This is a genomic window from uncultured Arcobacter sp., assembly GCF_937982575.1.
In the GTDB taxonomy this organism is placed as follows: Bacteria; Campylobacterota; Campylobacteria; order Campylobacterales; family Arcobacteraceae; genus Arcobacter.
On record NZ_CALJLR010000007.1, the window covers coordinates 18,895 to 40,507 of the forward strand.

Sequence of the window (21,613 nt, forward strand, 5' to 3'; positions counted from 1 at the left end):
TCCTATTATACTAAGTATTTTTTCTTTTCTTTTTTATCTTCTTTCTTTTCTTCAATCTTCTCTTCTTTAGATTCAAATTTTTCTTCAATCACATCCTCTTTATTATCAGTGGAATCTGAAGCGAATCTTTCAATGAGAACACCAGCTTTAGCTTTATAATCTTCCAGTGACTTCACATCAGTCATTTCAAGAACACTTTTAACTTCTTCCTTTTGAACATCTGTGAGTTTATCAGTCATTTCCATGAAAGCTATACTCTTTTCATATTCAAGGATTTGAGCATCTTTCTCAATAGACTCATTCACGGCTTGATTATATTTATCTTTTATGTCATTATTTTCAGCTTCAAGTGATTTTACAACATCTACTTTTTCTTCTGGAATTGTGACATAACACTCTTGGAATGCATCCATAGCAGTTTTCATATACTTTTCAGCCATTTCAACTTTAAATTCTGCTTCCATAGCAACAGTGTTTTCAGCAACAAATTCTGTCATACTTCTATTAAAATATTCTTTCATAGTTGCGAGAATATCATCTTTAAATTCTAAAACAAGTTGCTCTTTTTCTTCCTTAATAACATCAACTTCATCAGCTACTTTTGTTTTAACAGATTCAGCCACAGCAAGGTCAAATTCTGCTTTGAATTTGCTAATAACGTCTTCTGTCATAACATCTTCACCGAGTTTAGCTTTAAACATCTCGATAAGTTGTTCCATTTATTATTTCTCCTTTGTATTCTATTACTTTTTATTATTTATCTTTTTTTAAATTAAGACTTAAACTTATTAAGATAATCTTTCATAACTGACATAACAGCATTCTGAATATCTTCTTTAGATGACTCTTCTATCATCTTTTTGTATTTATCCATTGACTCATTAATTTCTTTTCTAACAAATTTACCATTAACAAGCTCATATTCAACGGACTCCATAAAACCTTTCAAAAATGCGTCTTGTGCGCTAGGGTCTGTAACTATATCACCAAGTGTCACAAGATGATAATTTGCTACATATTTTACACCGTTTGACTCTCTCAGGTTTCCAAGTCCTCTTGATGAAATACCAAGTTGAACACCATCTTCCAAAAGATTTTGAACAATATTACCACAAGGAGTATTTAAAATTTTTGCCTTAGTGATAAAGTTATTCCCATCTTGTCTAACTTCTGTGAAAATATGTGATGCTTCCTTTGGGTCAACATTTGTTCGTCCATCTGTAGGATGGTTCAATTCGCCTAATGCTCTTTTACTATCCATCCATTCAGATTTATATCTATTGACACACTCTTGCATCATTTGTAATGGGTATATACGTCCATTTCTGTTCTTACGTTCAGTCTGGATAGTAATACCTTCAATATACCAAGATTTTTTTCCAGTAGATTCATCAATAACTGAACCCGTTTGGACATCACCTGTATATTCTTTTAACAAATTATAAGACATTCGTTTACCTACTTACTTTTTATTATTTATCTTTTTGTGAATTAAACTTAAAAGCGTTTGGTTTAATATCAGAATCATACTTTTGAGCTACCATTCGTTTAGCAACCACATCAAAACTCTTTTTAAAAGTTAGATAATCTTTATTAACAACACTTTTTAACATATCCATGTACATTACTTCCTCCTAGAATTCATTTTCAGGTTCATCAGAAGCTTCTTCTTTTTCTTTGTCCATCTGTTCCTGTTCTTTGTCTATTTCTTCTTCTGTCATTCCCAATACTTCTTGCATAATAGTTTTCTTAGAAATATAAACACCTTTATAAGCATCTAATCTATCTACCATGTCATATCGTTTTGACATATTTTCCAGTTTTTTAGCTTCAACATAAGTATTATCTTTATTCCATTCTATATATACAGAATCTTCTATATAGTTAGACCAATCTTTATCTGACATAACTTTTGTTATGATAAGATGTTTCTTAAGTGGTTCTAAAAATACTTGACTGAAAATAGACTGAAGTTTTCTACAGAATTTACTGAAACGCATTTCATCATATGGCAATTCCGATGCTCTTGAAAAATCAATCATACTTGGGTTGTCATTTGAAAATCTACCAACTGGAACATTGAAACTGTTGTATAGTTTATTTTTGAAATACTCTATATCCGCAATTTCAGATATATTCATACCACCTTGTAATGTATCAACATCGGTTGACCTTGAATTACTACCTCTTGGTAAAAATATATCCTCTTGCATTGTTAGTGTTGACTTGCGCTGTGATATAGAACCTGAAACAACATCATACGTGAGTCTGTTTCTAAGCTTTTCAGCTATTTCTTTCATATAAGCTTGTGCTTTAGATTTTGATTGGTTTCCTGTGTCAATATAAAAAACCCTTCGCTCAGGCGCACGTGTTAATCTATATATGATAGCCGAATCTTCAAGCAATTTAAGCTGATTTAACGGTTTTATAGTTTTATGAAGATATGAAACATAATAATCATTATCGCCATCAAGTTTACCTGATGGAATGAAAACAATATAATCTTCTGGAATAATTATACCACTCACACCCTTTTCTTTAAACAGACCGTATTGAATGGTAACATCATCTTTCTCATACTGATAATAGATTTTGTTATCATCAACCTTTTGATATCTTTTAATTTTCAGGGGGTCTAATATTTCAATATCAACAATACCCCTTTTTTCATTGTTTGGGTCATATATTAAATATAAATAAAGTCTACCATCAACATACCACTGTCTGAAAATATCATCAGCCCTTTTATTAAATTTGAGAACTTTTAAAATATATTCGAAATTTTCAATAAACTTATTCTTCAGACTCTTGGAAAGTTCAACATTGTCAAGATTAGCTTCGCAAACATTACCTTCTTCATTAACGATACACTCATTAACTATCTCTTGAATAGCATCGTCAACTTCATTATATGCGCTCATATCCCTATAAGTTGATACAAGATTATATATCGAATCAAACTTTTGCGTACCATCGTCAAAATAAAAAGCCCCATTATTCGTATCTATGATAGGAAGTTCTGGGTCATCTAATTCAATTGATAGTGTTCTTATTTTTGATTTAGTAGAATCATCAACATCTTTAAATATACTTTTCAGTTCTTTAAAACTACCAATATTTATATTCATTAATTACATACCTTTATTTCTTTTTAGTATTTATCTTTTTTCTTTGCACGGTAAATCTCTTCTGGATATCGGTATAAATTTGTTGTGCAGAACCACCCACAAATTTAGGTGCGAAATCTTTAGCAAGGCGATACCAATCATCTTCATCAAAGACAAATACATTAGACCTTATATGAGATATTAAATATTTTCTCAGAGCATAATAAGCTAATGCTTGTGGAACTTTAGCTTTCTGAAAAGCTTTTTTAATATCTATATATTTAACTCTACCTTTTTTAGATAGAATATATTTCATAAAGCTAAGTCTTTGTGACCAGCTTATAAAGTGTAAATTTATACCAAACACATGTGTTTTATCAGCATTCAAAATAAGTACAAGTGGTATTGTATCATAATTTGTTTTTTGCCATTTAGGGTCTGGATAATACCACGCACAAAGACTACCTAACTTGATACGCTTATCTTTCTTCTGTAAAGTAGGGTCATTCTTTGTTATCTTTGCTAATAGATAACTAGATTCTGGTGGGTATTTAGCCATTTAAAATTATTAATCCTTTATAACACTTTTCCACTGTTCATTCTTTAAAACAGCATTTTGTAAAATTTCAATAATTTTAGCTTGATTATTAATTATTTTATTCAAATCCTCAATATCTGGTTGATAAACCAAACTGAGATGTGGTATGAATGAAGGATATTTTGATTTAATACCCATTTCAACAAAATCATTGTGTCTAAATTTCAATGATGAACTTGTAAACTGGACAGCAATTGCTTCCCATTTAGAACCAACATTACCCATTCGTTCAATATTAAAAGGTTCGTACATCTTATACACATTATTAGAAATACATCCTTTGATATATGGGTTATTCTCATCATATGCAACTGTTGCATGCATTTCTTCAGGTTCAACTGGATTGGAAACACCAATTGATATTAAAAGGTCATATAGACTATTTGCTGAATCTATATCTAACGAGACACTAACAAATCCAAAATTGCCTCTCTGAAATCCATCAAACAACTCTTGAAAATTTATCATTACATCACATCCTTAAGTGTTAAACCATATTCTTTAAGGCGTGTATTAAAATACATATCGTCTTTGAGAACATCAATAAACTCTTTTTTATCTTTATTTCTAAGTTTTATACTGTTACCATATTTATCTTTCATAAAACCGCCACGTAAGATTTTACGCATGTGAGCAATAAATTCATCCTTAGACTTGATTAATTCTAGTTCTAAGTCAAATATCTTCTCATCACCATACATTATCCATGACATTTCATATAAGTCCTTAAAATCGTTCATATCATCTTATCCGTTATTATTTTAAATCCCATATCATGTTTTTCACAAAACTTTTCAGCAAATTTCCACTTTGCTTGATTGACTATCCAATCATCAACCTTTTTGAGATATGATTTAGTCTTGCGTTTGGGGTTTGCTGGTGGTCTAATAAAAGCATCTGGTTTAATCTCTATGAGATACTTTTTTATATCACCATTCTTATCTTTAACCTTTATATACAAATCAACAAAATATGTATGCCAACGATTAGTTTGTGGTTTAACATATGGAATCTTTACCTCTTCTGATGCAATTTCTATAACAGAAGGTGATGCTTCCAAGAAAGAGAAAATCTTTTTCTCCAAACCACTTCTATATATTACTGGATTCCCATTTGTAATCCATTTTTCAGGGTATACTGGTTTATATATCCCTTGATAATATTTCATTAACCAAATCTAAAAATACTGTCTGTGATATCAGATTCTAGTGTCAAGTCTTCAAGTGCTATATCAAATACAACCTGAATAAGTTCAATAAAAATCATCCTATTCTTAGGAGTATTCTTTTTAAACTCAAGTATCTTGAACATATCCTTTATCTTATATTCGATAGCCTTTGTTATATCTTTTTCAATCTCAATATTCATATATTCTCCTTTTCAATCTCTTTTTATTATTTATCTCATTTCAAATCAATCTTCTTAACCGAATAATCATGTCCTTCACGTTCATAATATTCAACTCTCTGTAAAAAATGTTTCAAGGTATAGTTTTTACGCCTTTTATATCTAAGGTCATCAACTATATCATATATCCTAGCAATAGATTTTGTGTAGTGCTTTCTAAGAATTCTACCAATTGACTGTAGTATAGTTATCTTTGACTTTGTTGATTCTGCAAGCACAATATTATGAAGTTTCTTAATATTAATACCAGTTGAAAAGGTTTTGTATGATGCAACTATGTATATATCTTTTGAACGTTCAGCAATCTTTCTAATTTCTTCACGGTCTTTTGTTTTAGTCAGACCGTCAACATAATAAGCTTCTTTACCTAACTTTTTCAACGCCTCATATATCTTCTTACCATAACCATTTTTAACATCTTTAAACAGTATCAGATTATTCCCTTTTAGCTTGTAACATAGCTTTATAATGAATTTGAATCTATCCTCATGTGCTGTTAAAAAGTCTGATTCCTCTTTAAAGGTCATCCCATACTTATACTTTTTATCACCGTTACCATCTAAATACTCATGCTTCTTTCTTGCAACAGTTTTTCTATCTTCTTGTGAATAGTCTAATACTATGTTTGTTATATGGGTTTTAGTAACAGTTCCATCTTCCATTAAGTCTTTAGTGGAGACATATTGTTTAATATTACCAAATTGAGCTTGAATACTCATCTTTTCAGCATCACCATCGTATAATGTTCCAGTAACACCAAATTTAAATATTGCATTCGTCAGTTGTTCAAGCATTTTTCGAATCTTCTTACCATCATCACCACTTTCACAAACTGAGTGAACTTCATCCACTAAACAAGCATCAAACATATCAAAATACTTTGTATCATTATTTTGTAAACTTTGCCATGTTGATATTACTATATTTGATGATATATCTTTTGTAAAACCTGTGTATATCTTTTGCATCTTTGATTCTATCTCATACTTCTTAGTATTCATTGAATATTCTTTAAAGTCTCCATACATTTGTTCTACAAGTGAAGTCTTTGGAACTAGAATCAATACTTTTATATTACTATCAAGCTTCAATAATATCTGACATATTACATAAAGAATTAACGACTTGCCTGATGATGTGGGGCTTATTGTCACACCTTTATTATCAGTTAAAAACTGCATAATAGCATCAACTTGATATTCTTTAAGTATCAGATTTTCAATTTGTTTGGTGTCAATATTGAAAGCAGTAGGGCGTAAATCATTATGAACAAAATCAATCAGTTCTTGTCTAGTATATCCGAAATCATAGTTTTCTAAATTACCAGAACATTCATACTCATACCCTTTGCTGTTGAATAAGTTTAAAACATCATCTTTAAATCCAATTGGTAATCTAAAATCTTTGAAAAGAGATATAGTACCATCCCATTTCTTGCTTTTATACAGTGGATGAAACCAATAATTCTTAGATTTAAAGCTAAAGGCATTTCTAACCGTTTTAAAAGCATCACCATTGCAATCTATATGTAAAAAACTTTCATTTAATTTCTTAATTGTAATCATTACTATTTACTAAATCTACTCCAATTTGTGATATTCTCATAAAATGTTCATCAGCAACATCTTGTGCAATTTCTGTTATCTCATGTAATAAAAGTGGTATATCATCATGATATTCCATTACAAACAAATTATCATTCGTATTGATATCATGAAACCTATATATTAAATTATAAACAGCCATTTTACACCACCCCGTTAATTCTGTCAAGGTGCACCTGAATGTTCTTTATATCGAAGCTAATCTGCTGTGATTTCTTAACTATAGAATCCAAATAATCAACAATAGCTTTTTGTGAGCAATATTGTTTATAAAGGTCTGCATAATCATCATCTGAATCTATATGAAAGTCTATCTCTTTCTGTGAAAGACTATACGAAAAATCTTCCTTGTAATAGTAATACTTCTTCCTATACATCTGTTTTATCTGTTTATACATGTTTGTATATTTTGTAAACTCTCTTAGATATAAATTCAAATATTTTGAATGTAGTGATGGTGCGGAAAACACCTTCTCTCCTATATTCTCCTTTGTAAAATTAAAATCTTCCTCTACCTCTTTCATAAGCTCTGTTATTTTCATTATTACCCTCCTAAATCCAATCAAATATATTTATACCGCAAAAAATCAGGTGATTGAGATTCCATTCACCTTAAATAATGCGGTAAATACGAGAACATTATCTTCATCAGACACATATGTTAATGCTGGTGGTGATACGTTATAAGGGAATATATCATATAACTTAAATGTTTTCAATACATTTCCTTTATTACTCATAATCATCAATGTTGCATCACTAAATACATTCTTTGTTGTTGAATCCTTATAATTGACAGCCCCAAACATCCAATTCAAAATATTCACATATGAATCATACTCTTCATCAATCAATATAGTGAAACTCATATCACTAATTTCAACACTATCACCCGAATGATATAATGTTTTCATTGGTGTGGGCTGTTCAGCAACCCCTATAGTTATATCAGGGAACGTTAAATCCTGTAAGTTAAATTCAAATGCAGAATTGAAAAAATCATTATGTGCAAAAATTAACTTAAATTTATTATCACTTGTATAATTAAACATTGACAACCTCAAATTTATAGTATATAGTATATTTATCTTGAATGAGAAAAAAGATAAATACTAATGAAACGAAATAAGTGAGGTATTCATGAAAAACGAATGGACACAAACATTAACAGAACAAGTAGAAGGGATGGAAAAACCAGATGCTTACATGGCTGAAATTGAAAAGATTGGTTATAAATATTTTCCAAAAAGTAAGGTAAGTCTTTCAACTGGAACACTTGGTTCAAGTGATGTTTACGTTAGACTGCTTCTTGGTAAAGATAAAACAGAATGGGCTAATGGCATTTTTAATAATGACCCAATGAGTCTTCATTTTGCAGTAAGACTTACATCAAAAGGTTATGTTATAGAGTTTCTCGCAAATAGTATGTATATTACACCTACTGACAAACATCTTGCTTTTGGTAGAAAAAAGATAAATGTTAGAAAATCTACATCAAAGGATTCAAAGGCTCTTATGAAAAACATTGATAAAGTTTTCAAAGTTGCTAAAGATACTGTGAAAGATGCTATAAGCAAAAATGAATTTGATGATGTTTATAAAAACAGAGAACTTCCAAATGGAAAAACTACATTAGAAATGATTAAGAGTAAAGTTTAAATTATTTAAATAAAACTCTTGACAAGATAAATACAATGTATTATAGTTTATAAAATTTAATCCCTGATAGCTCAATAGGCAGAGCAAACGGCTGTTAACCGTTAGGTTGTAGGTTCAAGTCCTACTCAGGGAGTTTAAATATGTTCCATTCGTCTAGTCGGGTCTAGGATAATAGGTTTTCAACCTATTGACACGGGTTCAAATCCCGTATGGAACTTTTTATTGCGGGTTAGAGCAGTTTGGTAGCTCACCAGAGTCATTATCTGGGTGTCATTGGTTCAAATCCAATACCCGCTATTTTTAGGGGATTAGTTCAGTTGGTAGAACGCTTGATTTTGGTTCAAGAGGTCGATGGTTCGAATCCATCATCCTCTGTTTTAGAGGGTTGTCCGAGTTTGGTTTATGGAGCTGGTCTTGAAAACCAGTAACCGTTAATTCGGTTCGTGGGTTCGAATCCCACACCCTCTGTATTTTAAAAAGATAAATAATAAAAAGGTTAGAGGTAACAAATATCAATTTAAAAGCGATTAATAAAGATGTAAAAATTGGAAAATGGATTTCATCAGATACTATTTTACCATTACAGCTTTATGTAAATCAAAATACTAACATTCCTAAACAGTGTGCTGAATTCATTCAATTCCTTGATATTTTACCATCCAATTCCAATAACCCATACGGGTTTGAAAAAATCATCACAGAAGAAAACGTAAAACATTCATTTATAAAAAGAAATAAGAAAGCTAAGAATCATTTCAATCATAATGATAAGAGGATTAAAAATCCTATAAACTATTTTATGGAAATGCTTACATATTCAGATAATGCTTTATTAGACCATATAGAAGACCATATGGACATGTTTAAAGTAAATGATATATCAACATTCATTCAAACAACAACACCGTTTAAAGGGCTATTTAAGACCCATATAAACGATGCTATGATTGAAAGATATAAAGGTGATTTTACTAATCTTAGAAAAGAACTTCTATTCTTTAATATGATGCTTATGCAAATCAGATATCCTGACTTAACATTTACACATGATATTATAGAACAGATATTCGGGCTTAATAAGAATGACACAAGCAAACTATGTGAGAGATATAACCTTAAAGTATCACCAGCACATAGAAAGCTTACATCTATTGAAGCAAGAGATTTAGGTCTACCATCAGCTTCATTAGTATTTGAAAATGAATTTGATGCATACCTTGTGCCTATTGGTTATAATATCAAAGGTAAAGATATTGATGAATCTATTAAGAATCTTCAAGACCGTATCGGTCAAATTCAAGTTAATATGACAGTTTTAGAACAGATTAAAGATAAGATTGAAAATAGAGATTATTACAACAAACTTTTAGACAGAGATGAAATTAAAGAAACTAATGATAAACAAATAGACTATGAAAACAAATTAAGAGAAGATAGATATAATATTAGATTTAACAAAGACAAAGAAATTGATACAGAACAAACTGAGAAAATGAATCAATATACTAAATTTGATTCACACGCTTCATTAGATGAGTATGCTGAAGATATGAACTCTGCAAAATCATCAAATAGGATGTATTTAAAACATTACACATCTAATGACAAATTACAGCGTATACACAACTTTTTACTTTCATATAACATAAGAATGTTCAAAAGATTAAAACTCATTAGAGAGCAATATAACATCATGGCTAGGATTTCCAAATTCATGATGGAAACTGTTAAGCCTTTTGAATTCTTCCTCAATATTAAACCAGTTAAACTTCATATATAATATATCCTTATATTTTATAAGTTACTGATAATATTGTCTTTTTCAAAGTGTAGATTTCTTACACTAATAGGTGAAATTTGTTTAAAATTATTTTAATATAGTTATTAACAAATATTTTACTTATCAAAAATCATTATTCATAAAGTTAGTTGTTTAGGTGGCTCGTCAGAGACGCCTAAACATGCATGTATGGAAGTGTAACGAACATACATGCCATATATTACAAACATATAATCATATATTACACATATAACAAGTTACTTTCAGCAACGCTTACGCTTATGCTGGTAGGTGTTCTCGCTGACACTCGTACACCATACTTCATTGTGATGACATATTTTTTATTCATATTATCATATTAATGCTTGACATATCACAATTATAGGTATATACTTATTCTAATATATTATTAGTGTATACCTATTTTATACACATTTTTATTTGATTATAGGGGGTAAAATAACTTATTATGGGAAAAAGAATTGCTACTGATGGTTTAGACCATTATGTTTCTAACAAAGACTTGTTGAGAGAATTGAAATATTATAACGAAACAGGTGAAATCACAGATGAACTTAGTATCATGATATTCAAAATATGTGATAGATTTGGTTCAAAACACAACTGGTGTGGTTATACTTACAAAGATGATATGGTTGCTGATGCATATATCAAAGTCAGTCAATCTATTCACAAGTTTAATATGACATACAAGTCTGATATACTGTTTAAATGTAAAGAATGTGGTCAAACAACACTTCAACATTTAGATAATAAAAAAACTTGTATGAATAAAGACTGTGATTATGTATCATATGATAATCCTTTCGCATATTTCACATCTATTATATCCAATCAATTCCTTAAATTTCACAATAATGAAGTTTATGAGGATGAAGTGAAATGGAAATCTCTGTATATGCAGAATGAAGCTTATAAAGTTGCTAATGATGGTATGGAGCTTGAAATGCCTCCTGAAGTTAAACAACGCATTCAAAAATATAGTGGTAAATAATATGAAAGTTGGTGTTATAGGCTCAAGAGATTTTGACTGTGAAGACTTTATCTTTGAATGCTTAGATTATATGTTTGATATAGAAAACATCAGCTATATCGTTTCAGGTGGTGCTAGGGGTGTTGATTCTATTGCTGAAAAATATGCTAAACAGCGTGGAATAGAAACAATTATATTTAAAGCTGAATGGGATAAGTATGGTAAGTCAGCAGGGTATAAAAGGAATAAACTGATTGTTGATGAGTGTGATATTGTTGTTGCATTCTGGGATTATCAATCAAAAGGTACTAAACATTCTATTGACTTATGTAAAAAATCTGGCACACAATATATAATAATTGATACAAGAGATGGAACGGAGGATGATATAATATGAAAATAGGAATTATATCTGATTTACATTTAGGTGAATCAGAAGCGATTGACTTTCTTGAATACCAATATAAATCTATGGTATTCTATCTTGAAGAACTTAAAAAACGTGATATCAGCACAATAGTGTTTCTTGGTGATTTTCTGGATGATAGAAAGAAGATAACTTTCATCACATTACAATTCATACAGCAAAAGATTATACCACTTTTATCTGATTTTAATGTGTATATCCTTAGAGGAAATCATGATATCTATTATAAGAACAGTGATGATGTTTGTGGTCTGGATTTACTTTTTAGCGATATACCAAATTTTACAATACCAGATAGAACAGCTGAACTTGTTATAAACAACAAAACTTATCTTTTCATAAACTGGATTAACAGTGAAAACTATGATGATACGGTTAAAACTATTAAGAAATCTAAAGCTGATATTGCATTCGGACATCTGGAACTTGCAAATTTTGAAATGATTAAGGGTATGCTGTGTAAACATGACCAAATTGATAGAAAGCTTTTAAGCAAGTTTCATAAAGTATATAGTGGGCATTTTCATATAGGCGCTACTGATAAGAATATTTGTTATGTTGATACACCTATTCAACATGATTTCAATGATGTCAATGAAGAAAAGGGTATAATTATAATTGATGATGAATCATATGATGAAGAAAAGATTATCAACCCTTATATCAAATATAGAAAGATTATCGTTAATGATGAATCTGATTTAGATGATATTGAACAGAATCAATATATCAAGCTGTATATCAACAATAATGATAAAAAGATACAAAAGAAAATAATCAACTTGACAGACCTTCCAAAACTTAGTATTATTGACAATACATATCAAGCTTCAGAAGATATTGAGATGGATGTATCAAATCTGGACACTGTTGCTATCTGGAATGAGTATTTAGCATTGGCTGATGATATTACTGATAATGACACAGAAGAGATGAATCAAATATTCTATGAAGCTTATAAAGAAGTTGGAGGTGAAAAATAATGTGTGTTAATGTAAAGGTTGATAAAGATAAAATATCAGCATCATTTTATCAACATGATGTAGCTCATACAACTAACAACATAGTAAAACAACTAATGGATAACGCATACGAAGACTTTGAAAAGAGAGTCATTGAAAGTTTACCTGATGAAGCATTAGAAAAACTTTACAGATTGTCATTCAAAGAGTTGTTAAAAAGAGGTGTTCATTTATGAGTGTGTTCTTTACAAGTGACACCCATTTTGACCATAAAAGAATGGCTGAATGGAGACGGTTTGATTCTGTTGAAGAAATGAATGAAACAATTATCGAAAATTGGAATAAGGTTGTGAGAGGCTGTGATACTGTTTATCATTTAGGTGATTTTTTCTGGAAAGAGAATATAGATATTGCTAACAGATTAAATGGTAATGTTAATTGGGTAAAAGGTAATCATGATTATAGAAGCATGTTTAAAGTGGGTAGATTTAACAAGATAACCGATAGTATACATACTATTAAGATTGAAGAACAACCGATTGTATTATGTCACTATCCTTTAAAACAATGGAACAGACAGCCTTACAATGTTTATCATCTTCATGGTCACGCACACGGATGTTTAAAAAGTAGAGAATAATTTTCATGGGATGTTGGTATTGACCACCATCCAGAGTTCAGACCATATTCTTTTGATGAGATAAAAGACATTTTCAAATTTGATGTGGTTGACCATGATAGAATGGGTGGAATATCACCATTTAGAATATATGAGGAATTAAATGAAGTTTAAAAAGGTATCTTTTAAGAATTTTGGTTCGTATGGTAACAAGCTCACAGAGTTTGAATTAGATAATAATGGTATAAATTTGATAACAGGTGTGAATGGTAGAGGCAAGTCAACAGTGTTTTCAGCTGTATATTTTGCTCTATATGGAAAACCTCTTAAAGATGGTGTAAAGAAAGCACAACTTGTTAATACAAAGAATAAAAAAGATTGTTTAGTCATATTAGAGTTTGAGCATGATTCAAACCAATATGAAGTTGAACGTGGTATTAAACCAGATATATTCATTATTAAAAAGAATGGTGAAGAGATAAATCAGGATGCTCATTCAATTGATTATCAAGAAGTCATCAATCAGCTTATCGCAATGGATTATAAGGTTTTCAGAAGTTCTATTATGATGGATGCTTCAACAAAATCATTCCTTAAGAGAACACCAGCAGAGAAAAGAGCTTTTATTGAAAATGTCCTGAGTATCAAAATATATGGTGATATATCTGATGTAATCAAGAAACAGATATCATCTATGAAAACAGAGTTTTATGATGTTGAAAAAGAGATAGAAAAACTTGATAGTAATATACAGATTATTAAAGATTTCAATGAGAAGAAAAAAGCTGAATTCAGTGAAAAGAAATCAGAAATTGATTCTAAAATTAAAGAACTCATTGAACAGAATAAAGATAATGAGAAAGAAGTTGATGATTATAAGGCTCAAAAAGAAAAGTATGTTGAAGCTGAAGATAAATGTAATCAAAAGATTGCTGAACTTAGTAAGTATGAAACTAAACATAAACTTCTTAGGTCTAAATGTAATGATATTAACAAAGATATAGAGTTTTTCAAATCGAATGATGTTTGTCCCACATGTAGACAGGAAATATCATCAGAACTTGTTGAACAGATTGAATCTGGTTATACAACACAACTAAACAAATACAAAGAGGGTATGACTAAACTTGAAGTCGCTCTTTCTCAGATATCTAAAGTGAGTGAGAAGTGTGCAAAAATTACACAGACCATTCGAAACATTGATTCACAGATAACAAGACTGTATTCAGACTATAGAAACAATAATAATAGAATTGATGATTATAAATCTGATTTGAACAAGATTAATAAAGTTCAGAATTCAGAATCTAAAGATGATTCAAAGTATGTAAAACTAAAAGAGTCAAATACAAAGAGAATGGAAGAGATTCAACACAGCATAGTTCTCAGACAGAAAATGATTGAAATTCTCTCAGAAAAGGGTATAAAGAAGTTTATACTCAATAAGTATATTCCAGTTCTAAATTCAATTATTAATGAATATCTTGAATATATGGATGCATTCTATAAGATTGAATTTGATGAAAATATGGATGAAAAGATTGTAGCGGTAGGTTATGAGAAACTTTCATATGATTGTTTTAGTGCAGGAGAGAAACAAAGAGTTGATATAGCTCTTATGTTTGCTTTTCTTGAACTGAGTAGAATGAAAAATAGTGTTAATACCAATCTTATCATGCTTGATGAAATACTTGATATGAGTCTGGATGATACTGGTTTGAATGGTGTGATAACCATTTTTGAGAGATTAAAAGAAAAGGGTTATACGGTCTTTGTAATCAGCTGTAAAGACAATTTACCAGTTGATAGAATAGACAAGGTTATAGAGATTGAAAAGGGTGTATTTAGCATGATTAAGGAGGTTTGATTATGGGTGTTGATTATACTATATTAGACAATGGTAATTGTTTTATTCATTCATTAGTGGTAAAACAATCTGAAAGGCGAAGGGGTGTTGGTACTAAAATGTTAAAAGCTATTGAAGATGAGATGGGTAGTGGTAAAATATTCATTGATGTTCATTTTACTAACACCAACGCTTTTATGTTTTGGTTAAAGAATGGGTTTACATTTGATGGGTGTGTTGATATGGAAGGATATTTCAGCATGACAAAGGGGGTCATATGATTATTGATATAAGTAAGAAAGATTATGAATACTTAAAGTTTCTACAACATGAATTGGAAACACAAGATAATATGTGTACTAATAATCCTATATATGCTGTGTGTTCATATCAAGAAGTACCAACATCAGAAGAATATCAATATTGTTACTTTGTATTGTCTTATAATGATGGTGATTATGAAGAAATATTTTCATCAGATGGCCTGGATTATCATGAACGTAAGATTAAATTCAATGAAACTATGGAACGATATATGATAGATAATTATTTAGAAGATGGTGAACAGATTTCACCTAAAATAAAAGAACTTCTTAATGAAGACCCATATGATTATGAAGAGCATTTAGAAGATATCATATATATGTTTAATGCTGAACATGGTTATAAAATGGAATGTCTAAGTATACATTATATAATGGAACGTAGAGATACAGAACAAACATTTTTAACTGAAGCGGAAGCTAAGAAACATATTGAAATTAATGGACATAACTATAGAAAACCACACATATATGTTCTGAGTGCATTCAGACATAATGAATATGATAGATTAACAAATTTTATAAGGAGTATTGAATGAGTAAAAGTTTTACAATCAGATATGGTGATATTGAAATGGATTGTAATATCAGTAACAAATCAGTTTTTGATTTAGAATATTATGAATTCCTAGAAGGTGATTCAGACCTGTATGAATGGATTGAAGAAGTTTCTAATTTTGGAGAGTGTGTGAAATTTTTTGAAGCTTGTAAGATTGTCAAGGATGGTTAGATAAATATTCCACAAAGGAGTATTTATGAAACCACAAAACAGGAAGACAAAAGGTAAGAAATATGAACAAAAGGTTGCAGACTATTTGCATGAAATGTTCTATGAACACAATAAGACTTATAAAGGTGTTTTTGATAAGTATGGGAATGACCAGCTTAAACCAAGACGGGATTCATCATCAGGAACATTTAATACATCAGTTGGTGATATAGAATTAGGTCTGCTTTCAACCTTTTTTCCATATTCTATAGAGTGTAAACACCATGAGGATTTGAATCTATCTATTAATTCAATCTTTAAGGGTGAAATTAAAAAGGTTATCAACATTTATGAAGAACAATGCGTATTAGCCAGTACGGATGAGCTTAAACCATTATTAGTATTCAAGGCAAACAGAACAAAAGATTTTTGTATGTTTTCACTTGACTATATTAAAAATGATTGCTATACTCATACAACATATTTAAAATATGACAAATACATTATAATGTTGTTCAATGATTTTGTTGATTATTATTTAAGGGGGTAAAAGTTGAATAAAACGTTACAAAAGATTATTAAATCTAGTAAAAATGAATATGCGTTTGTAGCTGATAATGACGATAATATTTATCGTATAAAGAACAGCGTTGACACGGGAGTATACGCATTAAATGCAATGTTATCAGATGGTGATATATTAAAAGGATTCCCACTTGGAAAACGATTCGTGCTTGCTGGTAAGAGTTCAACAGCTAAATCGTTTTTTAGTATGCATATGGCTAAAGCATGGCTTGAATCAGACCCAGAAAGGTTTGTTATTATTTTGGAATCCGAAGGTGCTACTGTAAATGAAATGTGTGATACAGCTGGTCTTGATAAAAGCAGAGTTGTTGTATTTCCTGTTAAATCCATACAGGATGTTAGATTTCAGGTGAATGATACACTTTCAACACTAAAAGAAGAAAAGATACATGAAAAATGCATGTTTATACTTGATTCACTTGGTATGCTTGGTTCTAAGAAACTTCTTGAAGATACAGAAAAACGTAATGAAGCAATGGACATGACCTTTCAGAAATCTGTAAAAGATTTTTGGAGAACAGTATCACTTGATATCAGTCTTACACAGAGTATATTTATTACGGTTGCACACGCATACTCAGAACAAACAATGTATGGTGGTGATAAGGTTGCTGGTGGTGAAGCGGTCGCATATTCTGGTGATATCGTTCTTATGCTTACAAAGGCTAAAGAGAAAGACGGTACTAAACAAGTTGGTGCTGTGATAACACTTAAAAATGTTAAAGACAGATTCAAACCTGAGAATCAGATTATCAAGATTCTACTCAGTTTCAAACATGGTCTATACAAATATTCACATTTACTTGAAGTTGGTAAAGACTTAAACATTATTGTACCAGAAGGACATTCATATATCTTCCCAGATGGTCAAAAAGTGAAAAAGAAAGAGATTTTAGCAAATCCTAAAAAATACTTCACAGAAGAAAACTTAAAAGTAATATCCGAAAAGATATACGCTGAAATGAGTTTTGGTGAAGGCTCTGAATCACTTGAAAACGACTTATCTGAGATTGTCAGCGATGACGAATAACAATCTATATGTTGCAAAGCTTAAAATCAAAGAGGGTGTCTTATTAGACATCTTCTTTGAGATTGTTGATGATTCTATATCATGTAATTATGATGAATCACAACTAGCTAAATATGATTTGACACATGATGATGTTCAATCATATGTGCATGATTTTGTTAATAAGTTGTCGGGTAATATGGAGGATAAATGTCAGTAGATATTGAGAATGATATAATTTTATACAACCTTATAACCAATCAAGAATATGTTTATAAGGTAATGCCACATATGCAAAAGAAATATTTTGCTGATGAGGTAGATTCCAGAATTTTTAGTTTCATAAAGAAGTTTGTTGATAAATATTCAACATTACCTTCTTATAATGTTTTGAAAACACAACTGCATAAGTCTAAGATGACTGAAAATATGACAGAAGCAGTTTTAAATAGAATAGAAGCTCTTAAAGAATTTGATGATAAATATGATTTTGATTGGCTTGTTGATAACACTGAACAATGGGTTAAAAGACAAGCTATGTATGATGCTGTTTTAAAAACAACAGAAGTTATAGAAGACCCCGCTGAATTTGGAAATATTCAGGAATGGATAAAAGAGGCTATGGCTATATCATTTGATAATACCATAGGTCTTGAATTCGGTACATCTGATAATATCATGAAGAACCATGAAAGATATATGAAACCAGACAATAGGTTTTCAACTGGATTTGAATCATTTGATGATATATTGGGTGGTGGTCTACAGGAAAAAACGCTTACACTATTCTTAGCACCTACCCATGCTGGTAAATCTATGGCAAAGATAGCACTAGCATGTAACTATTATAGACAGGGTTATGATGTTCTTTATATTACATTGGAAATGTCTGAAGAGGATATTAACCAGCGTATAGAAGCAAATCTTTTTGATAGGGTAATCAATGATATACCACAAATCAAGGATTTTGGAGAGTATAAAGAGCTTTACACAAGCAATATCAAGTCTGAATATGGTAGAATGGTTATTAAAGAATACCCAACTGCTGGTGCTGATACAAACACTTTTAGAGCATTGATAAATGATTTGAAATTGAAACTATCATTTAGACCAAAGATTGTATTTATTGACTATCTTCAAAACATGAATAGTGTTAGGGTTAGGAATGATAATAGTTATAACACTGTGAAATCTATTGCTGAAGAAGTAAGGGGTTTTATGGTAGAGAATAAGTTTGTAGGTATATCATCTGTTCAGGGTAACAGGGGTTCTTATGAGCAACAAGACATTGATTTGACTAATACATCAGAATCCGTTGGTATTAACTATACAGCTGATAACATGATAGGTATGATTTATCCTGAAGAACTCAGAGACCAGCAAACACAGTTGTGGAAGATGCTTAAAAATAGGGCTGGTGGTATCGTTGGTGATAAGATTGCAATGACAACAGATTTTGAAAAAGCTACATTCAAGGAGAATAAACATCATTTCTTTGAAAGTAAGAAGGTTGAAACTGATGTAACTATTACACAGGATAAGAAAGATAAGAAAGAACGTAGTGTTAGAGTTATTGAAAACATGGACGATGATGTCAATGATTTAATCAGTATTCTGGATGAGGATTAGGATAAATAATAAAAAGACTTAAGGATGTATTAATGGAATATAAAGTTGGTTCAAAAATTGACAAAAAAGATATAGTTTATAAAACTTTTACAAAAGACAATAAAGCTCTTTTTGTAGTTGTAAACCGTGATAACACTGACAAAAAAGGTAAACAAGATGATTATCAAATGTTAGTTGTTGATGGTAGAACGTATGAGATAAAGCAGAATATAGGCTCACACCCTAGTGAAAAGGGTGCTGTGAAATATGCTAAAAATAACAATCTCATTGAAGGTTATGATATAGATTTAAAACAGGTGTTTCTTGAAGGTGTTGATTCAAAGGGAAAATCACTTATTAAAGACATGATTAATAAAGATTCTGAACTATCAAAACTTGCTAAATCAGCAAAAGGTAATGAAGGTAAATTACTTGACCTGTTTGATAAATTTATAAGCAAATATTCAAAGGATATTGAATCATTTAAGAAGAAATACAAAACATCAGATGAGACTATTTCAAATATTATATATGATATAGTACAGGGTTAATAATGCCTACTGTTAATAGCACACTAACAAAATATTTGGCATATCGTTTTGCTGTGTTAATCAAGAAACCATTTACTGAATGGGAAGCTTTCAATCAAGGTTTAATTGATAAAGATGGTGAAGTGATTAAAAAACCATCAACTCCTGAAGAAAAAGATGCACTTGATACACTCAGTAATCTTGTAAGAAAGATTAAAAAGGTTATGGTCAAATATATAGGTGATAACAAGATGATAAATTTTCTTATAGCTTCATATCTGTTAAAAGAAGATGTGTCATATGATATTGATATAAATTCAATTTGCAGTATTGAAGAACAAGAAACATTAAAAAATATATTAGAATTTCTAAGGGAGAAATAGAATAATGCCTACAGCAACAGTGAAATCTTTTGCAGACAAAACAGGTAAATCTGTTGGTGAAGTTGAAAAGCTTTATAATGATGCAAAAGCAATTGTAAAAAAAGAGTACCCTGATATAAAAGAAGGTGATGACAGATTTTATCAATTAGTCATTGGCATTCTTAAAAACATGCTTAAACTTAATGAAGAAACTGCAACAGGCGATGTTGCTATTCCAACACAACCCATGCAATTAAATAAACATGTTGATGGATGTCCAATTTTCGATTGTGAAGATGATACATTTTGGTTTCTTATGGGTAAAAGACGTAATAGAGAATGGTTTAAAAACTTTTATCGTTACCCAGATATGGCTGAATATGCAAGAAAAAACAAAGGTTCTAGGATGTATATTAAAAACACCTCTATTGATGGTGGTATGCTAACTAGAATTGATATATAGGGATGTAAATGGAAAAAATAAATTTTAATGAAGTATACCAAGAAATTATAAGTGAAAGGTTAATCGTTGTAAACAATGATGCTAAATATAATCAAGTATTGATACTTGGTGGTGGTGCTGGTTCTGGTAAAGGGTTTGCAATCAAAAAAATGATTAATTCATCACAATATAAAGTTATTGATACTGATGAACTTAAATCAATGTTGATAAGAATATCAAACCTCAAAGATAAGTATGATTCAATTAAGAATCTTGACCTTAGAAAACCCAATGATGTATTTTACTTACATTCATTTGTTGAGGGTGATTTTGATGCATATAAAAATATGAACCCAGATGACCAAAGAGCATTTGATAATGACAAGGATATAATTTCTCTTAGAAGTGATAAATTGTTCAAATCTATAGGTAGTGCAAAATCTGGTATCAAACCGAATCTTATATTTGATATAACATCTAAAAATGTTAAGAATATTAAAAAGGCAATAACACCAGCTATTGAAATGGGTTATAAATCTGAAGACATTAGTTTAGTGTGGGTTCTTACTAATTATGAACTTGCAATTAAAAATAATGCTGGTAGAAGCCGTGTTGTTCCTCATGATATACTTTTAGCTACTCATGAAGGTGCTAGTATGACTATAACAGACCTTATAGGTGGTAATTCTTCAGAGCTATCTGATATCAATGGTGAAGTATACGTTATATTTAACAATAGAGATTTTACAATCAATTATGAACAAACTGGTAATCAGAAAAGCGATAAAAATACAACACTTAAAAACTTTCTTTATGTTAAAGTAAAAGAAAAGGGTAAACCTTTTAAGAGTATGGATGAAATCAATAAAGACCTTGCATATAAGATTCAAAGTCTTATAGATGATGCGAATGCTGACCAAAAGAAAAGTTTCAAAGACATAAAAGGTAAAGATTTTAAATATATGATACTGTCAAATATACCAAAAACAAAACAGAATCAATATTTATGGAATAAATAATAAAAAACTTGTTGACATATAAT

32 protein-coding genes and 5 tRNA genes are annotated in these 21,613 nt (G+C 30.1%); 24 read left to right on the plus strand and 13 right to left on the minus strand.

The genetic code is table 11. From position 1 onward, the window contains the following. Positions 1–5 precede the first annotated feature (5 nt). The 13 genes from Q0617_RS06905 to Q0617_RS06965 are packed head-to-tail and all read right to left on the minus strand — an operon-like array spanning position 6 to position 7,768. Complete coding sequence (locus Q0617_RS06905) at positions 6–719, minus strand: hypothetical protein (protein WP_298751830.1); 714 nt, start codon at positions 717–719, stop codon at positions 6–8. 53 nt (positions 720–772) lie between these two features. Next, entirely contained in the window at positions 773–1,450 is a 678-nt protein-coding gene (locus Q0617_RS06910; RefSeq protein WP_298751832.1) for a hypothetical protein, read from the minus strand. 22 nt (positions 1,451–1,472) lie between these two features. After that, positions 1,473–1,619 carry a hypothetical protein gene (locus tag Q0617_RS06915; protein WP_298751834.1) on the minus strand — a complete coding sequence of 49 codons (147 nt, stop codon included), beginning with the start codon at positions 1,617–1,619 and terminating at the stop codon, positions 1,473–1,475. A 15-nt stretch (positions 1,620–1,634) separates the two neighbouring features. Then, complete coding sequence (locus Q0617_RS06920) at positions 1,635–3,128, minus strand: portal protein (protein ID WP_298751836.1); 1,494 nt, start codon at positions 3,126–3,128, stop codon at positions 1,635–1,637. Between the two features lie 13 nt (positions 3,129–3,141). Next, positions 3,142–3,666 carry a hypothetical protein gene (locus tag Q0617_RS06925; protein ID WP_298751839.1) on the minus strand — a complete coding sequence of 175 codons (525 nt, stop codon included), beginning with the start codon at positions 3,664–3,666 and terminating at the stop codon, positions 3,142–3,144. 9 nt (positions 3,667–3,675) lie between these two features. Then, positions 3,676–4,173 carry a hypothetical protein gene (locus tag Q0617_RS06930; protein ID WP_298751841.1) on the minus strand — a complete coding sequence of 166 codons (498 nt, stop codon included), beginning with the start codon at positions 4,171–4,173 and terminating at the stop codon, positions 3,676–3,678. Beyond that, positions 4,173–4,445, minus strand: a complete 273-nt coding sequence (locus Q0617_RS06935; protein WP_298751843.1) for a hypothetical protein — start codon at positions 4,443–4,445, stop codon at positions 4,173–4,175. Before Q0617_RS06935 ends, Q0617_RS06930 begins: the two co-directional genes overlap by 1 nt. Then, entirely contained in the window at positions 4,442–4,873 is a 432-nt protein-coding gene (locus tag Q0617_RS06940) for a TnsA endonuclease N-terminal domain-containing protein (RefSeq protein WP_298751845.1), read from the minus strand. The genes Q0617_RS06935 and Q0617_RS06940 overlap by 4 nt, the downstream gene beginning before the upstream one ends. Then, positions 4,873–5,073: a hypothetical protein gene (locus tag Q0617_RS06945; protein ID WP_298751847.1), complete on the minus strand. Its 201-nt coding sequence runs from the start codon at positions 5,071–5,073 to the stop codon at positions 4,873–4,875. The genes Q0617_RS06940 and Q0617_RS06945 overlap by 1 nt, the downstream gene beginning before the upstream one ends. Before the next feature lie 35 nt (positions 5,074–5,108). Further along, on the minus strand, positions 5,109–6,677 hold the full coding sequence (locus tag Q0617_RS06950; RefSeq protein ID WP_298751849.1) for a DEAD/DEAH box helicase family protein: 1,569 nt from the start codon (positions 6,675–6,677) through the stop codon (positions 5,109–5,111). Continuing rightward, positions 6,664–6,885, minus strand: a complete 222-nt coding sequence (locus Q0617_RS06955) for a hypothetical protein (protein ID WP_298751851.1) — start codon at positions 6,883–6,885, stop codon at positions 6,664–6,666. Before Q0617_RS06955 ends, Q0617_RS06950 begins: the two co-directional genes overlap by 14 nt. Beyond that, positions 6,860–7,258 carry a recombination mediator protein UvsY gene (locus Q0617_RS06960; RefSeq protein ID WP_298751853.1) on the minus strand — a complete coding sequence of 133 codons (399 nt, stop codon included), beginning with the start codon at positions 7,256–7,258 and terminating at the stop codon, positions 6,860–6,862. Before Q0617_RS06960 ends, Q0617_RS06955 begins: the two co-directional genes overlap by 26 nt. A gap of 45 nt (positions 7,259–7,303) precedes the next feature. Continuing rightward, positions 7,304–7,768 carry a hypothetical protein gene (locus Q0617_RS06965; protein WP_298751856.1) on the minus strand — a complete coding sequence of 155 codons (465 nt, stop codon included), beginning with the start codon at positions 7,766–7,768 and terminating at the stop codon, positions 7,304–7,306. Positions 7,769–7,856: 88 nt separating this feature from the next. Here Q0617_RS06965 and Q0617_RS06970 point away from each other — a divergent pair, with 88 nt between their 5' ends. The 24 genes from Q0617_RS06970 to Q0617_RS07085 all read left to right on the plus strand — a co-directional run bounded on the left by Q0617_RS06970 (position 7,857) and on the right by Q0617_RS07085 (position 21,590). Then, complete coding sequence (locus tag Q0617_RS06970; RefSeq protein WP_298751858.1) at positions 7,857–8,375, plus strand: hypothetical protein; 519 nt, start codon at positions 7,857–7,859, stop codon at positions 8,373–8,375. 60 nt (positions 8,376–8,435) lie between these two features. Further along, positions 8,436–8,508: transfer RNA gene (locus Q0617_RS06975), tRNA-Asn, on the plus strand. 9 nt (positions 8,509–8,517) lie between these two features. Then, positions 8,518–8,592, plus strand: a tRNA-Glu gene (locus Q0617_RS06980). 6 nt (positions 8,593–8,598) lie between these two features. Further along, positions 8,599–8,672 (plus strand) — tRNA-Met (locus tag Q0617_RS06985). A gap of 5 nt (positions 8,673–8,677) precedes the next feature. Continuing rightward, positions 8,678–8,750 (plus strand) — tRNA-Gln (locus Q0617_RS06990). Between the two features lie 4 nt (positions 8,751–8,754). Continuing rightward, positions 8,755–8,843 (plus strand) — tRNA-Ser (locus Q0617_RS06995). 331 nt (positions 8,844–9,174) lie between these two features. Further along, a complete protein-coding gene (locus Q0617_RS07000; protein ID WP_298751860.1) occupies positions 9,175–10,155 on the plus strand; it encodes a hypothetical protein in 981 nt (326 codons plus the stop codon). 469 nt (positions 10,156–10,624) lie between these two features. Next, a complete protein-coding gene (locus tag Q0617_RS07005) occupies positions 10,625–11,170 on the plus strand; it encodes a hypothetical protein (RefSeq protein ID WP_298751862.1) in 546 nt (181 codons plus the stop codon). A 1-nt stretch (position 11,171) separates the two neighbouring features. Beyond that, entirely contained in the window at positions 11,172–11,546 is a 375-nt protein-coding gene (locus Q0617_RS07010; RefSeq protein ID WP_298751864.1) for a DUF2493 domain-containing protein, read from the plus strand. Continuing rightward, the gene (locus tag Q0617_RS07015; protein WP_298751866.1) at positions 11,543–12,559 is read left to right on the plus strand and encodes a metallophosphoesterase; all 1,017 of its coding nucleotides are present in this window, start codon (positions 11,543–11,545) and stop codon (positions 12,557–12,559) included. Before Q0617_RS07010 ends, Q0617_RS07015 begins: the two co-directional genes overlap by 4 nt. Next, on the plus strand, positions 12,559–12,774 hold the full coding sequence (locus Q0617_RS07020) for a hypothetical protein (protein ID WP_298751868.1): 216 nt from the start codon (positions 12,559–12,561) through the stop codon (positions 12,772–12,774). The genes Q0617_RS07015 and Q0617_RS07020 overlap by 1 nt, the downstream gene beginning before the upstream one ends. Next, a complete protein-coding gene (locus Q0617_RS07025; protein WP_298751870.1) occupies positions 12,771–13,178 on the plus strand; it encodes a metallophosphoesterase family protein in 408 nt (135 codons plus the stop codon). The genes Q0617_RS07020 and Q0617_RS07025 overlap by 4 nt, the downstream gene beginning before the upstream one ends. 142 nt (positions 13,179–13,320) lie before the next feature. Then, complete coding sequence (locus Q0617_RS07030; RefSeq protein WP_298751872.1) at positions 13,321–15,024, plus strand: AAA family ATPase; 1,704 nt, start codon at positions 13,321–13,323, stop codon at positions 15,022–15,024. Positions 15,025–15,026: 2 nt separating this feature from the next. Continuing rightward, positions 15,027–15,284 carry a GNAT family N-acetyltransferase gene (locus tag Q0617_RS07035; protein WP_298751874.1) on the plus strand — a complete coding sequence of 86 codons (258 nt, stop codon included), beginning with the start codon at positions 15,027–15,029 and terminating at the stop codon, positions 15,282–15,284. Then, positions 15,281–15,865: a hypothetical protein gene (locus Q0617_RS07040; RefSeq protein ID WP_298751877.1), complete on the plus strand. Its 585-nt coding sequence runs from the start codon at positions 15,281–15,283 to the stop codon at positions 15,863–15,865. Before Q0617_RS07035 ends, Q0617_RS07040 begins: the two co-directional genes overlap by 4 nt. Then, the gene (locus Q0617_RS07045) at positions 15,862–16,056 is read left to right on the plus strand and encodes a hypothetical protein (protein ID WP_298751879.1); all 195 of its coding nucleotides are present in this window, start codon (positions 15,862–15,864) and stop codon (positions 16,054–16,056) included. The genes Q0617_RS07040 and Q0617_RS07045 overlap by 4 nt, the downstream gene beginning before the upstream one ends. A gap of 25 nt (positions 16,057–16,081) precedes the next feature. After that, positions 16,082–16,585 carry a hypothetical protein gene (locus Q0617_RS07050; protein WP_298751881.1) on the plus strand — a complete coding sequence of 168 codons (504 nt, stop codon included), beginning with the start codon at positions 16,082–16,084 and terminating at the stop codon, positions 16,583–16,585. A 228-nt stretch (positions 16,586–16,813) separates the two neighbouring features. Then, complete coding sequence (locus Q0617_RS07055) at positions 16,814–17,650, plus strand: hypothetical protein (protein ID WP_298751883.1); 837 nt, start codon at positions 16,814–16,816, stop codon at positions 17,648–17,650. Further along, complete coding sequence (locus tag Q0617_RS07060) at positions 17,640–17,849, plus strand: hypothetical protein (protein ID WP_298751885.1); 210 nt, start codon at positions 17,640–17,642, stop codon at positions 17,847–17,849. Before Q0617_RS07055 ends, Q0617_RS07060 begins: the two co-directional genes overlap by 11 nt. Next, a complete protein-coding gene (locus Q0617_RS07065; protein WP_298751886.1) occupies positions 17,840–19,258 on the plus strand; it encodes a DnaB-like helicase C-terminal domain-containing protein in 1,419 nt (472 codons plus the stop codon). The genes Q0617_RS07060 and Q0617_RS07065 overlap by 10 nt, the downstream gene beginning before the upstream one ends. Before the next feature lie 32 nt (positions 19,259–19,290). Then, positions 19,291–19,788 carry a hypothetical protein gene (locus tag Q0617_RS07070; RefSeq protein ID WP_298751887.1) on the plus strand — a complete coding sequence of 166 codons (498 nt, stop codon included), beginning with the start codon at positions 19,291–19,293 and terminating at the stop codon, positions 19,786–19,788. A gap of 2 nt (positions 19,789–19,790) precedes the next feature. Further along, on the plus strand, positions 19,791–20,150 hold the full coding sequence (locus tag Q0617_RS07075; RefSeq protein WP_298751888.1) for a hypothetical protein: 360 nt from the start codon (positions 19,791–19,793) through the stop codon (positions 20,148–20,150). A 4-nt stretch (positions 20,151–20,154) separates the two neighbouring features. Then, a complete protein-coding gene (locus Q0617_RS07080; protein ID WP_298751891.1) occupies positions 20,155–20,592 on the plus strand; it encodes a hypothetical protein in 438 nt (145 codons plus the stop codon). Between the two features lie 8 nt (positions 20,593–20,600). After that, positions 20,601–21,590: a hypothetical protein gene (locus Q0617_RS07085; protein ID WP_298751893.1), complete on the plus strand. Its 990-nt coding sequence runs from the start codon at positions 20,601–20,603 to the stop codon at positions 21,588–21,590. The last annotated feature ends 23 nt before the right edge of the window (positions 21,591–21,613 follow it).